Here is a 14,320-nt window from a genome sequence, read left to right as displayed (position 1 = left end):
TCTCCCCCTCCCTATTTATATTTTATAAAATATTTATAAAATGTATTACCTAAATCACAACTATAAATAATCAAGCATATTATATCAGTGTAACACTGCATATTTTCTTTATCATAATATTTAAAAGGAGGAGAATTTATGTCCATTAATTTCAATAAATTTGTACCACGTCCTGGTCTTGTAAACAAACAAGGACGTTTACCTGATCCTTCTGAATTAGTTTGCATTGAGGTACCTAAGGTATTTGATCAATGCCTAATTAAAAGGTGTCTTGTATACAATGAAGGCCCGGATACAAAGAGAACAGATTCTGAACTAAGAAGTAATACTCTTGAGGATCCTAAGAGATATCTTAGGAGTAGAGATTTTAATATAAAGTTAATTTCTGTAGATAGAATTCCACTTAAAGGAAATGAAGGTTTTAAAAAAATTACTATCTCTTACGTTATTTCTTTCTACGCAGATTACGTTGACTCTAATAATGTAAATAAAACTGAATTCTATGAAATTAACAGAACAGATGTCATTGGTAAATTTTACTGTCCTGATTCTATAGTTGAAACTTCCGGTAATTTTATACCTACCGGTCAGCCCAAGGACTTGGATTCAAATATTATCAAACTTGAAATGGTTGCCGAAGCTTTAGATGGTGAAATAAGCGAAGATCCGCAGGGGAATTTCGTGTTAGATATTACACTTGGATACTACATTGTGGTAAAATGTGAGCTTATTGTACAGCTGCTAATCCCAGCATACAGCTACTGCCCAGTTCCAGATGAACCATGTGAAGAATCTGAGGAAGATCCATGCGAAATATTTGAAAAAGCTCCTGTTCCTAAATTTTATCCTGATCAAAACTTAGAACCATTGTTCCCTTACTATGATGAAGATTCCAATGAAATACCTTAAGTTTTTGTATATATCATCACCTTTTTTTCATGAAATCATATATTATAGTAGAAGCTAATGACAAAATTATTGCCCTAATATATATTTTAACTTTAATACAAAAAAGAGGAGGATTTCGTTTATGAATTCTATGTCAAAATATTATTATAGAGACGACGACTGTGAGCCTTGCAACAAAGGTCACTTTGAGCCTTGCAACAAAGGTCATTTTGATCCTTGCGATAAGAAAAAGGAAAAATTCTGTCCGACTATTATAAAATGCAGCAGCCCTGGTTCCGTTACAATACCTGCTGCTACTGTTGCAGGCACCACATTTACTCTTACTTCGCTAACATTAAATACCCGCGAATTAGAAGATCCATGCATTAAACTTGAATTTGCAAGTAATCTTGTGGCAACTGTTGCTTTTACTGGCACTATAAATTTTCAAATATTTAGACAATGCAACAACCAGATTACCCCTACTCCTATTGGACCTATATACACTTTTTCATTGGTAGCATTACTTGCCAGCCAGACATTCTCATTCTTCGTATGTGACTGTAATTCTTGCTTTAATGAATGCTGTACCTATACTGTAGTTGCTACTGTTACTAGTGCAGTTACTGTTGGTACTCTTTCTATTAACAACGCAACACTGGGAGCAATAGCTACATGCGGTTCATGCTGCTAATATTTGTGCATAATAAATTTATAACTCAAGGTAAACAGCCTTGAGTTTTTTTAATTTAACTATTAAATAAAGGATAAAAATCACTTGATTCCGTCATTATTTAAAAGAGGGTTTTTTTGTTTTTTTTCTTTTACGAGACTTATTTCATTCTCTATTAATTTATGCTGGAGATCTATTACTTTATATTTTTCCGACTGAACTTGGAATTTCAGTTCTTTATTTTGTGACATAAGTTTTCCATTTTCATTAATATATTTTTGGGCAGATTCCTTTACAACCTTCAGCTCTTCCTGCAGCTTCACAATCTGTTGGTCTTTCTCACTTATAGCTTTGTTATTGCTGCTATTGCCAAGTTTAACTTTAAGCTCCATATTAAGTTCTTCTAAGGATCCAAGCTGCTCCTTTAGAAAATTAATCTGCTGATTATGAGATTTTTCAATTTCCCTCAGCTTGTCTATTTCTCTTAGCAATTCATAGTTATATTGTTTCATTTTCAACATATCATCTGCTACATTAACTGCAGATAAAATAGCTGCTGAGGACGTGCTTAGTTTACCATTATTTTTTAATACACTTTTCACTTTTTTGTCTACATAACTAGCCACTTTATGTAAATATTCCTCTTGTTCGTCTCCCTTTAAATTATATTCAATTCCATTTATAAAAACCGTCACTACGTTCATTTAAACACCCTCTCAGATCATGATGTTTTCCTAACCCATAAGAATATTTTATCACAAATCTCCAGTATATTAAACACATTATTTAACTTTCAAATGTCCATATATAAAAAATTCCCTGTAAATAGCTGATAAATTATAATTTTAAGGTTTAGAAACTCACCTGCTCTAAACCTTAAAAATCTATATTAAAGCAGCATTTTCTATCTAAGTTGTGCCCCTAACTTATACTCTAATGACTTCAATATCTTGTTATGGATTTTATTAACTTCTTCGTCTGTAAGTGTTTTATTTGGAAGTCTATAGGATATGGAATATGCTATACTCTTTTTACCATCTTCTATTTGTTTTCCCTTGTAAATATCAAAGAATTTCACCTTTTCCACCATGTTTCCACCTTGTTTTATTATAATATCCTCTATATCCTGTGTAAGCACATTATCATCTACCACCACTGCCAAATCTCTAGTGACTGCAGGAAATTTAGGAAGAGGTATATATTTGTTATAAGAATTTGAATATTTATATAGTATATCTAAATTAAGCTCCGCTATATAACATCTTTCTTCCACCTCATAATTTTCACATACATGTGGATGTACCTCTCCTAATATTCCTACTAAATCTTTTCTTATATAAAGCAGTGCCGTCCTTCCAGTGTGAAAGCTTGGATTTTCAGTTTCTCTCTTAAAAGAAAATTTTTCTATCTTTAAAATTTCCAATATGTTTTCTACTACACCCTTTAAATTAAAATAATCTGCACTTCCATACATGCCAATAGTTATAATATTGTTCTCTTCAGGTAGTTTACCTACATCTTTATGTGGAATATATACTCTGCCCATTTCAAACAATCTTACCAATTCGTTCTTTCTGGAATAATTTCTGCTTAAAGACTCCATCATAGAAGATATTGTGGTAGTTCTCATTATGCTATAGTCTTCTCCCAATGGATTTTTTATAGCCACTGCATTTCTAAGGAGGCTGCCCTCCGGTAAGAGTATTTTATCAAATACCTTCCTGCTAATAAAGGAATAGCTTATAGATTGACTCAATCCGCTGGAAATCAGTATTTCTATAACTTTATCATCTAATTTTTGTTTCTCATTCTTCCCTCCTTTTGTACTTACACTTTTTATTATAGTAGAAGGTATATTGTCATATCCATATATTCTGGCTATTTCCTCTGCCACATCTTCTTTTATATTTATATCTCCTCTAAAAGTAGGAACCTCTATTTTTAAGGTATTTTCATCTATTACTGTTTTTAATTCCAATCTATTTAGATATTCTGCCATATTCTCCTTAGGTATTTGGATTCCTAAGAATTTATTTACCCAATTATAATCAACTTCCAAGCTGTGAGATTGAACCTTTTCGTTATATATGTCAATTGTACCCTGCATTACTTTTCCCGCACCCAACTTCTCCACTAAATAACAAGCCCTATCCATAGCAATTTCAGCCAAATTAGGATCCAGGTCTTTTTCAAATCTAGAAGATGCCTCTGTTCTAAGCCCTAATTTTTGTGAAGAAATTCTTATATTAGTTCCATCAAAATTAGCACATTCAAATACTACCGAAGAAGTATCCTCTCTGATTTCAGAATTAAGTCCTCCCATTATTCCGGCAATACCTATGGTCCTACTTCCATCTCTTATAGTAAGTGTATCTTCACCTAATGTCCTTTCTTCATTATCTAACGTAACAAACTTTTCTCCTTTTTCTGCCCTTTTAACTACTATACTTCCCGATGTTATTTCTCTTGTATCATACGCGTGCATAGGTGCACCCATTTCCATCATTACAAAATTTGTTATATCCACTATATTATTTATTGGCCTCACTCCTGCTTCTAGAAGTCTCTCTTCTATCCATGAAGGGGACGGTTCTATTTTTACATCTGTTATACCCCTAGCTATATATCTTCTACAGAGGCTATCCTTTATTTCAACCTTTAGTTTATCCTGTATGTTTTCACTGGAAGACGGGTTATATTTCAATTCAGGGGTTTTATGGATTTCATTTAAGGTTGCTGCAGTTTCTCTTGCCATTCCTAAGATGCTTAGGCAATCCGGTCTATTGGAGGTTATTTCTAAATCCAATATGGAATTTGTCATATTTAATACTTCTTTTATATCTTTTCCAATAGGAGTATCCTCAGGCAAAATCATAAGACCCTGTACCTGTTTACCTTCTGCTATCCCCAATTCTTCTTCAGAGCAGAACATTCCATTTGAAATTAATCCTCTAAGTTTTCCCTTTTTTATTTTTACTCCTCCGTGAATTGTAGAATCATGCAGCGCCACAGGAATTATATCCTCTTCCTTCATATTTTTAGCAGCAGTTATAATCTGCAGCGGTTCTTCCCTTCCAATATCAACCTGACATACAAGTAAGTTATCCGCCCCAGGATGATTTTCTATTTTTAATAATTTACCGGTAACTACATTTTGTATATCTTCTCCTGTTGTAACTACCTCCTCTACTTTTGAGCCACTTAAAGTCAATCTATCTCCTAACTCTTTACCTGGAATATTTATATCTACATAATCCTTTAACCACTTTACTGGAACTTTCATATAAAAATCTCCTTTCTGAATAAATATCTACATATTAATCTTCATTTTACAAATATCTAAAATTGATTTAAAAATCTCATATCGCTTTCATACATATTTCTTATATCATCTATTCCATATTTTAACATAACCATTCTATCCACACCCATTCCAAATGCAAATCCACTATATATTTCAGGATCTATTCCACAATTTCTTAGAACCTGTGGGTGGACCATACCACAGCCTAAAAGTTCTATCCAACCTTCTCCCTTGCACACTCTACACCCTTCACCATTACATACAAAACATGTAGCATCCATTTCTGCAGAAGGCTCTGTAAATGGGAAATGGTGAGGTCTGAATTTTGTCTTCATATCACTTCCGAACATCTTTCTTGCAAATAATTCAAGAGTACCTTTAAGATCTGCAAAAGTTACGCCTTTATCAACTACAAGTCCTTCCATTTGATAAAATATAGGTGAATGAGTAGCATCTACTGCGTCTGAACGATAAACCTTTCCTGGAGATATCATTTTTATCGGAGGTTTTTGTTTCTCCATAGTTCTTATCTGTATGGGAGAAGTTTGAGTCCTTAAAACTATATTATCATTTATATAAAAGGTATCCTGTTCCCCCCTGGCAGGATGATTTTTAGGTATATTTAAGGCCTCGAAATTATAGTAATCCAATTCTACCTCAGGTCCTTCTTCTATAGTAAATCCCATGGAAATAAATATTTGCTTCATATCCTCTAGAATTTGTTCTAGGGGATGACGCCTTCCAATAATTTGCTTTACCCCCGGCATAGTAATATCAATGGTTTCATTTTTTAGTTTTATTTCTCTTTCACTGGATTTTATTTTTTTTGAAGCTTCTTCTATGGCATTTTCTAAAGCACTTCTAATTTCATTAGCAAGCTTACCTATAATGGGCCTTTCTTCAGAGGAAAGTGCTTTCATACCCCTCAATATTTGAGTTAGCTCACCTTTTTTTCCCAAATATTTAATTCTTATGCTCTCTATATCCAAATCTTTTCCTTTATTTTGTAACTCTTTAAATGCATTCTCTTTTATTTGTTTTAATTTTTCTCTCATCTTAATTAATCTCTCCTTTCAAAAATAAGGTTAAATTTTCAAACAAAAAAGTCCATCCCTTTAAGGGACGAACATAATCCGCGTTACCACCCAAATTGATACTAAAATAATATCCTCTTTGTATATTTATCGGTATTCCCGCTTAACTGCTACCTAGGCATCTTCAAATACCTTAATTTCACAGCAAGTACTCCAGAGTGAACTTCAATATACACCATTTTAAAAAAGCTTCCAGCCATAACTTTTTCTCTCTAGAAAACTTATATATATTTACTCTCTCTTTCACAGTAATTTCAAATATAGTATTTTTATTAATCATTTATACCATTAAATTTTACATACACATTCATATATTGTCAACACATCAACTTAATTTTTGTCTAACTATTTCAAACATCATTATAGAAGCTGCCACAGCTGCATTTAAAGATTCGGCCTTTCCTGGCATGGGAATACTTACTTCCATATCTGCAATTTCCCTTACATCTTCCCCCAGCCCACTGCCTTCGTTTCCTACAGCAATTATAATTTTTCCCCTTAAATTTATATTATAAAAATTAATATCTGATCTAAGAGAACTGGATATTAACTTAAAACCCGTTTGTTTTAAAAATTTTACTTTTTGGAGATCTTCATCTTCAATTACAGGTATATAAAATATGGATCCCATAGTAGATCTTAAGGTTTTTTCATTATATACATCTACTGTACCCTTAGTAGTTATGATGCCCAGAGCTCCCGATGCATGTGCACTTCTTATTATAGTACCCATATTCCCAGGATCTTGTATTTTATCTGCCAAAATATAAAAGCCTTCCTCATCTTTAACATTCAATTCCTTGTTTTTTACTAAGGCAATTATCCCTTGAGGATTTTCAGTGCCACTAATACTTCTAAGAATCTCATCTGTAACAAAATATATAGGGCATTTTACTTGAAGGGATTCTTCTAAAAAAAAGCTCTCTTCCCTATTTATAAAAATATGGCTCAAAAAAATTTCAGATATTTCAAAATCAGAATTGATAGCTTCTTTTACAAATCTGAAACCTTCTATCATAAATTCTTTCCTTTGAACTCTATACTTTTTTTCTTTTAGTTTTTTAGCTTCTTTCACATGTGAGTTATCTTTACTTCTAATTATATCCATATAAACATCTCCATATGATAAAAATGAGTGCAGCAAAATTTTGCTCCACTCATTTTTATGTAATCTCAAATTTATGCATTTAACTGTGTTTTAGCTATTTGAACTAGTTCGGTAAACGCTTTAGGATCATTTATAGCTATTTCTGAAAGTATTTTTCTGTTCATATCAATACCTGCAGTTTTTATTCCATTCATAAATTTTGAATAGGAGAGTCCATTTATCCTTGCTGCCGCATTTATTCTCACTATCCAAAGTTTTCTAAAGTCTCTTTTCTTTAACTTTCTTCCTATATATGCATATCTTAAAGCCCTTATAACTGTCTCGTTGGCAGTTTTAAATAATTTACTCTTACCGCCATAATAACCTTTTGCAAGCTTTAATATTTTTTTATGATGTTTACGGGCATTTACCGCCCTTTTTACTCTTGCCATAGTAAAAACCTCCTTTTAGAATTATCCATTTACACGTAAGGTAATAATTTTTTCATTACTTTTTCCTGAGTTTCTGAAACATATGCTGTCTTCCTAAGATTTCTCTTAGTCTTCCTGCTCTTTTTTGTCAATATATGACTTTTAAAAGCCTGTGCTCTCTTTAATCTACCTGTTCCCGTAAGCTTAAATCTTTTGGCCACACTTTTTTTAGTCTTCATTTTTGGCATAATAATTTCCTCCTCTCAATTATGCTTTTTGTACTTGCAAAACTATTGTAATATTTTTTTCTTCAAGTTTTAGTTACCTTCTATTATGCAAATATATTGAAGTGTAGAATGAAAAATGTACAAAATCCTTTTAACTCATAACACATATAAAAAAGGCGGCTTAAAGCCGCCCTAAATACATTACATAGTAAAGAATCTTACAATTAAGAAATTCTTATAACCATAACCTTACTAGCTTTGCTGTAAGGTGAGAAACGGCTGTTTCTTCTTAACATGCTACATTATACTATTTTTATTTAATACAGTCAATATATAATTTTTGTAAATTTGAACTTTGACATCTGAACTTTTAACTTAAACTTTACTTATTTTTTTATCAATTTCTTCTTTAAGTTTCAATATAAAGTCATCTAATGACATAGTTCCCATATCTCCATCTTTCCTGCTTCTTACAGATATATTTTTTTCTTTCATTTCCTTATCTCCTAAAATAATCATGTAAGGAACCTTCTGCATTTGAGCTTCTCTTATTTTGTAACCTATTTTTTCATTTCTAACATCGCACTCTGCCCTTATATTATTTTCTTTTAATTTTTCAACTATTTCTTTTACATACTCTCCTTGAGCATCAGTAATATTCATAACCTGCACCTGTATCGGTGCAATCCATGCAGGAAATGCCCCTGCATAATGTTCTATGAGAATACCTATAAATCTTTCTATGGAGCCGAACACTACTCTGTGTACCATAACTGGCCTGTGTTTCTCACCATCTGCACCTATATAATTTAGATCAAACTTTTCAGGCATCTGGAAATCCAACTGTACAGTTCCACACTGCCAGGTTCTTCCTATACAATCCTTTAAATGAAAATCTATTTTAGGTCCATAGAAAGCTCCATCTCCTTCATTAACCTTATAGTTAAGTCCTGCAATTTCTAATGCATTTTTCAAGCCCTCAGTTGCAGCTTCCCAATCTTCGTCACTTCCCATAGAATCTTCAGGTCTTGTGGAGAGTTCAACAAAGTACTCAAACCCAAATACTTTATAAAAATTATCTATAAGCTTTATAACTTTCATTATTTCATCTGCAATACCATCTCTGGTAATAAATATATGGGCATCATCCTGGGTAAAGCATCTTACTCTCATAAGTCCATGTAATGCACCTGATTTTTCATGTCTGTGAACAACTCCCATTTCTGCAAATCTCTTTGGAAGATCCCTATAAGATCTTATGGCATTTTTATACACCAGTATGGATCCCGGGCAATTCATAGGTTTTATAGCATAATTCTCATCATCTATTTTAGTAAAATACATGTTTTCCTTATAATGATCCCAATGTCCGGATCTATGCCATAATTCCTCATTTAATATAATAGGAGTCATTATTTCATCATATCCAGCCTTGGCATGCATTTCTCTCCAAAAATTCTGCAGGGTATTTCTAATAACCATTCCCTTAGGATGAAAAAATGGAAATCCAGGTCCTTCTTCATGAATACTAAACAAGTCCAATTCCTTGCCTAATTTTCTATGATCCCTTCTCTTTGCTTCCTCCATTAATTTAAGATAATTTTCAAGTTCACTTTTCTTTTCAAATACAGTACCATATATCCTTTGAAGCATCTTATTATTTTCGTTTCCCCTCCAGTAGGCACCTGCTATAGAGAGAAGCTTTATTGCTTTGGCTCTCCCTGTAGAAGGTACATGGGGGCCCGCACAAAGATCCACAAAATCCCCTTGTTTATAAAAAGATATTACTGCATCTTCCGGTAAATCCTTTATCAATTCAACTTTATAAGGCTCTTTTTTTTCTTCCATAAGTTTTATGGCCTCTTCTCTTGGAAGTTCAAATTTTTCCAACTTTATATTCTCTTTAACTATCTCATTCATTTTATTTTCAATTTTTTGAAGCAATTCTGGTGTAAAGGAAAATTCTGCATCTACATCATAATAAAATCCTGAATCTATAGCCGGCCCTATAGCCAGCTTAACTTCCGGATATAATTTTTTTATTGCCTGAGCAAGTATATGAGAAGCTGTATGCCTTAATATTTTCCTTCCTTCTTCATCTTCAAAGGTCAAAATTTCAAGTTTACAGTCTTTATTGACTTCATCATTAATTTCCGCTACTTTTCCATCTACTATTGCTCCTAATGCCTTCTTTGATAAAGAAACACTTAGTTTAGACGCAATGTCAGCAACTTTTGCTCCCTTTTCTACTTCTATTTCCTTACCATCTTTTAAACCTATTTTTATCATATGGTTCCCTCCTTCAAATACATCTTTGTAATTTTAGTCCTTAAACAAAATAAATATATAAATATGAATAACCTTCGATAATTTTAAAAATAAAAACATGCAAATAAAAAAACCCTTCCCTAAAACAATGGGACGAGTTTTGCCGTGGTTCCACCCAAATTAATAACACCATAATCCATATTTCAAAAATATATTTTAGCAAAATTAATGCAGGGTGTTACTATCTCTATGCCCTTAACGCAGGATAACGGAAATACTTACTGAAATTTCAGTATACAACTCAGAGGTGGTCTTCAATAAATTTTGCTTAAAGGATATTTCAGCTCATAATCCTTCTCTCTTAAAGCAATTCATTTATCTACTTTCCTATTCACAGCTTTTTACTTCTATTTTCAATTATTATATTATTCTAAAATTAGTATGTCAATATAAAAGCAGAAGTTTTTATGTGCTACACCCTATTTAAATTATTTTTTATACTTTTGCAAATTTTGCAATCATCACAAAAGTTAACTCTGTGTGTAAAAACTTTTTTTATAGTATCTATTAACTCCATGTTTTTGCAGTTTTCAACACAATGAATTACTATTTTTTCAGGTGAATTTGTTATCAAAGCACTTATTAAAATATCGTCCAACTCAGTATTAGCACTATATTTTAATTCCGTTAAATCCTTCAAAAAACCTTCTGTTATATCTTCTTCATATTTATCTTTTATAACGTAATTTCCATCATTTCCAATAATTATACTTAAATAATCTATTTTGCTTTCCTGGATTTCTACAAAATATTTTAAAAGCTTTATAAACTCATTATACTCCTTTTCTACCATATATTTTTCCACTACTTTGTCAATTATAACTTCTAAATCCTCTAAAACTTCTTTCATTCTGAAAGTTATGAATCCCTCTATATTTATTTCTCTATTTTCATCCATACACGCACATATTTTATCCAATATCTCATTCCTTTTATTTATGCAGTAAATAGAATTTTCATCTCTAATTTGCATTTCTCCTTTTAATACTTTTAAACTTTCTTCTTTAATTTCCTCTAATTCTTCGTATTTCAAAAAAAAGTATGTGTCAGACAAAAAAGCTAACACATCTTTTTTGCAAAATTCATCTACTATTATGTTATAAAGAATACTGGCAACATGCATATCAAATATATTGTTAAGCTTCTGGTTAATTTCTCTATCACAAAATATTTTAAGGAAGTGAGTATCAGACTCTATACTTTCATATATTCCAATAAGTACACTTTTGTGTTTAAAGTATTCTTTTATTTCCTTTATTCCCTGCATTATATGTTCTCTTTCTTTGTTGTATACTATAGTTATTAACAGCATTTTTTCACACTCCCTTCCAAAGTAGTATATGTCTAAAACAAATCTCTATTCAAATTTTTAATGTCAAATATCGACAGCTATGATATTATTGTAAATTATAATATATTATATATAAAATTATGTGATGGTTACAATTGTAAATGGTTATTTACTTCCTTGATAATGCTTAAATCAAATTTAATTTTAATAATATGTGAAAAAATTATAATAAAGTATTGACAATATATATGTGTGAATATATAATATTACTTGTCACCGTGACAAGAGTTTATTGAGATCTTTATGGGCGCATAGCTCAGCTGGGAGAGCATCTGCCTTACAAGCAGAGGGTCACAGGTTCGAGCCCTGTTGTGCCCACCATTTTAAGGCCCAGTGGCTCAGCTGGTTAGAGTGCCGGCCTGTCACGCCGGAGGCCGAGGGTTCAAGTCCCTTCTGGGTCGCCAATCTGGCCAGATAGCTCAGTCGGTAGAGCAGAGGACTGAAAATCCTCGTGTCCCTGGTTCGATTCCTGGTCTGGCCACCAGTTTTGCGGGAGTGGCTCAGTGGTAGAGCGTCACCTTGCCAAGGTGAACGTCGCGGGTTCAAATCCCGTCTTCCGCTCCAGTATATATGGCGCTATAGCCAAGTGGTAAGGCAGAGGTCTGCAAAACCTTTATCCCCAGTTCAAATCTGGGTGGCGCCTCCAAATTAATATGGAAAGTAGTCTAATCAGTGGTTAGACTACTTTTTTCTTTTGTATTCATTGTTCCAAAAAATACTAAAGAACCTTTGACTGTTGAATGGAAAAGAATAAAAAAATTTTAAATTATGGAATTTTGTATTATACTGGTAACAGTGTTTGTATTAATTAAAAAATTTATTTATCCGAACGCTACCATTGCTAACACCCCCAGCTTCTTCAAAGTGGGGGATAAGCACTGCTACGCGCCTGGATAAGTTCTTCTAAGGTTCAGGTGGAGAAAAGCATTTCTCATGAGCAAACTCCACCTGAACCTAAGAATCACTTGATATTTGGGGGGGACTGAAATGATTAAAAACAAATTAATGCTTATGCTGTGTGCTATAGGTATGACCTTTTCTATGTCAACTAAAGTATTGGCTTCAAATAACATCCAGCGCATCTGGGGCAGCGATAGATATGCTACGGCTATAGAAGTTTCTAAAAGCGGTTGGGCTAATGGTTCAGAGTATGCTGTGTTAGCTAATGGTGAAAACTTTCCTGATGCCCTTAGTGCAGCTCCACTGGCCAAAAAATACAATGCACCTATACTATTAAATCCAGGCTCAACTCTAGACAGCAGGGTTGAGGATGAGTTAAAAAGATTAGGGGTAAAGCAAGTATTTATTATTGGCGGTTCGGCTGTAGTACCCGATTCTGTTAAAAACAGACTTGAAGCGCTTAATATTAAAACTACACGACTTTGGGGACAAGATAGATATGAAACTTCGATTAAGATTGCAGAGCAATTAGACTTTAACGGTGAGGTTTCAGTAGCAAATGGTGAAAACTTTCCTGACGCTTTATCTATATCACCTATTGCAGCTCAAAAATCTATGCCTGTTATACTTACACCATCAAACACTTTACCTGATGTTGTAGCTAAGTACATAAAAAGCAATAAAATAACCAAAAGTTATATTATTGGTGAAGATGATGTGGTAAGCGATAAAATCTTAAATAGCTTTCCGAACAGCGAAAGAATATGGGGAAGTAGTAAATATGACACTAATATCGCAGTGTTAAGAAGGTTTCAAAATGAGTTGAACTTTGATAAAATTTATATGGCTAATGGTGAGAATTTTCCAGATGCCTTATCGGGCTCGGCTTTAGCAGCTAAAAATTCTACCTGTGTTTTATTAGTAAGTGATTACATTGGACTGCCAACAGAGAAATTCTCATTCGATAAATTGCCTTCTGTGAAGGATACCGAAATATTAGGAGGAACTGCAGTTGTTCCTGATAGCTTGGTTAACAAGGTTGTATATCCTGATGAGAATGAAGTTACGAATTTACGTTTATCCGGTTCAGAAGTTAGACAAGGAGATTGGATTTATTATTCCACAGGTGATTATGATAATGCTTCGCTTTTTAAATATAAAACAGATGGAACTTCAACAGTAAAACTATGTGATAAAGGTGCATACAATATTACTGTTATAGGGGATTGGATTTATTATAACGCAATTGCCCCCGAATTAAAAACATCTACAACCAATCAAATAGCTGCTCGTTTATATAAAATAAAAACTGATGGTACAAGTGATACTGAACTAAGTGATGAACCTTGTGTTTGGTTTAAAATAGTAGATAATAAAATTTATTCATCATCAGACAATAGTTTTACTACAATGGACCTAGATGGTGGCAACAAAATTAATGTGCCTGTCAATAGTATGATAGCTAGTCCTAATATCATAGATAACTATTTTTATTATATAGAACAACCTTCAGAAGGAGCTTCAAAAATATACAAAATGAAAAATGATGGTACTGACAAAGTGCAAATATCCTCGGAAGAATCGTATAATTTATATGACTTAAAAATATATAATGACAGGTTGTACTTTACTAGTTCCAATGATGGACATGTTTTTCATTTGGAAAACATGAAACTAGATGGAACGGAAAAAACTAGTCTAGTAGATATAAATGGAGGAGGTTCCTTTGATATATATGATGATTGGATTTACTATGCAGGTCTTTATGAAAGTAATCTATATAAGATAAAAATTGATGGTAGCAGCAATACAAAATTATTAGACACTCCTGCAGCTGCAGTAACAAGTGTATCTAATGGCTGGATATATTATTATTATCACACAGGAGATGATGAACTTTGTTTTGGATATAAAAAAGTTAGAATAGATGGCACTGATAATAGAGATTATTAAATTACTAGCACTAGGATTTACTCCTAGTGCTTTTTGTATGCAATAATAGATGAATTACATATAAGTTTTTGTAGAATGTAGCAG

The 14,320-nt window shown here is 32.7% G+C and carries 11 protein-coding genes, 5 tRNA genes and 3 other annotated features; of the genes, 8 read left to right on the top strand and 8 right to left on the bottom strand.

All coding sequences use genetic code 11. The annotated features are described in order from the left end of the window. Positions 1–138: 138 nt before the first annotated feature. Both ACJDU8_RS03260 and ACJDU8_RS03255 read left to right on the top strand, forming a co-directional pair. Complete coding sequence (locus ACJDU8_RS03260) at positions 139–909, top strand: hypothetical protein (RefSeq protein WP_406790714.1); 771 nt, start codon at positions 139–141, stop codon at positions 907–909. A gap of 121 nt (positions 910–1,030) precedes the next feature. Then, positions 1,031–1,582 carry a DUF4489 domain-containing protein gene (locus ACJDU8_RS03255; RefSeq protein WP_406790713.1) on the top strand — a complete coding sequence of 184 codons (552 nt, stop codon included), beginning with the start codon at positions 1,031–1,033 and terminating at the stop codon, positions 1,580–1,582. A gap of 80 nt (positions 1,583–1,662) precedes the next feature. Here ACJDU8_RS03255 and ACJDU8_RS03250 read toward each other — a convergent pair whose 3' ends face one another. The 8 genes from ACJDU8_RS03250 to ytxC all read right to left on the bottom strand — a co-directional run bounded on the left by ACJDU8_RS03250 (position 1,663) and on the right by ytxC (position 11,344). After that, positions 1,663–2,265 (bottom strand): cell division protein ZapA, encoded by a 603-nt coding sequence (locus tag ACJDU8_RS03250; RefSeq protein WP_406790712.1) that lies wholly within the window; start codon positions 2,263–2,265, stop codon positions 1,663–1,665. 200 nt (positions 2,266–2,465) lie between these two features. Next, positions 2,466–4,844, bottom strand: coding sequence for a phenylalanine--tRNA ligase subunit beta (pheT, locus tag ACJDU8_RS03245; protein WP_406790711.1), 2,379 nt, complete (start codon positions 4,842–4,844; stop codon positions 2,466–2,468). A gap of 56 nt (positions 4,845–4,900) precedes the next feature. After that, the gene (gene pheS, locus ACJDU8_RS03240) at positions 4,901–5,920 is read right to left on the bottom strand and encodes a phenylalanine--tRNA ligase subunit alpha (protein WP_406790710.1); all 1,020 of its coding nucleotides are present in this window, start codon (positions 5,918–5,920) and stop codon (positions 4,901–4,903) included. A gap of 60 nt (positions 5,921–5,980) precedes the next feature. Further along, positions 5,981–6,215: a binding site (T-box leader), on the bottom strand. A 69-nt stretch (positions 6,216–6,284) separates the two neighbouring features. Next, positions 6,285–7,067, bottom strand: coding sequence for a TrmH family RNA methyltransferase (locus ACJDU8_RS03235; protein WP_406790709.1), 783 nt, complete (start codon positions 7,065–7,067; stop codon positions 6,285–6,287). Positions 7,068–7,138: 71 nt separating this feature from the next. Continuing rightward, the gene (gene rplT / locus ACJDU8_RS03230; protein ID WP_406790708.1) at positions 7,139–7,498 is read right to left on the bottom strand and encodes a 50S ribosomal protein L20; all 360 of its coding nucleotides are present in this window, start codon (positions 7,496–7,498) and stop codon (positions 7,139–7,141) included. A gap of 29 nt (positions 7,499–7,527) precedes the next feature. Beyond that, complete coding sequence (gene rpmI, locus ACJDU8_RS03225; protein WP_406790707.1) at positions 7,528–7,725, bottom strand: 50S ribosomal protein L35; 198 nt, start codon at positions 7,723–7,725, stop codon at positions 7,528–7,530. Between the two features lie 141 nt (positions 7,726–7,866). Beyond that, positions 7,867–8,001, bottom strand: a sequence feature (ribosomal protein L20 leader region). 78 nt (positions 8,002–8,079) lie between these two features. After that, positions 8,080–9,993: a threonine--tRNA ligase gene (gene thrS / locus ACJDU8_RS03220; RefSeq protein WP_406790706.1), complete on the bottom strand. Its 1,914-nt coding sequence runs from the start codon at positions 9,991–9,993 to the stop codon at positions 8,080–8,082. Positions 9,994–10,118: 125 nt separating this feature from the next. After that, positions 10,119–10,376: a binding site (T-box leader), on the bottom strand. Between the two features lie 68 nt (positions 10,377–10,444). Then, positions 10,445–11,344 carry a putative sporulation protein YtxC gene (gene ytxC, locus ACJDU8_RS03215; protein ID WP_406790705.1) on the bottom strand — a complete coding sequence of 300 codons (900 nt, stop codon included), beginning with the start codon at positions 11,342–11,344 and terminating at the stop codon, positions 10,445–10,447. Positions 11,345–11,628: 284 nt separating this feature from the next. Here ytxC and ACJDU8_RS03210 point away from each other — a divergent pair. The 6 genes from ACJDU8_RS03210 (at position 11,629) to ACJDU8_RS03185 (ending at position 14,236) form a co-directional block, all read left to right on the top strand. Beyond that, positions 11,629–11,704: transfer RNA gene (locus ACJDU8_RS03210), tRNA-Val, on the top strand. A 6-nt stretch (positions 11,705–11,710) separates the two neighbouring features. Then, positions 11,711–11,787, top strand: a tRNA-Asp gene (locus ACJDU8_RS03205). Positions 11,788–11,791: 4 nt separating this feature from the next. Further along, a tRNA-Phe gene (locus tag ACJDU8_RS03200) sits at positions 11,792–11,867 on the top strand. Positions 11,868–11,872: 5 nt separating this feature from the next. Beyond that, a tRNA-Gly gene (locus ACJDU8_RS03195) sits at positions 11,873–11,947 on the top strand. 8 nt (positions 11,948–11,955) lie between these two features. Continuing rightward, positions 11,956–12,029 (top strand) — tRNA-Cys (locus ACJDU8_RS03190). A gap of 341 nt (positions 12,030–12,370) precedes the next feature. Continuing rightward, on the top strand, positions 12,371–14,236 hold the full coding sequence (locus ACJDU8_RS03185; protein ID WP_406790704.1) for a cell wall-binding repeat-containing protein: 1,866 nt from the start codon (positions 12,371–12,373) through the stop codon (positions 14,234–14,236). Positions 14,237–14,320 lie beyond the last annotated feature (84 nt).

Source organism: Candidatus Clostridium eludens (assembly GCF_045310515.1).
GTDB lineage: Bacteria > Bacillota > Clostridia > Clostridiales > Clostridiaceae > Clostridium_B > Clostridium_B eludens.
The sequence above is the reverse complement of the archived record's forward strand: the minus strand, read 5'-3'. Positions and strand labels throughout refer to the sequence as shown.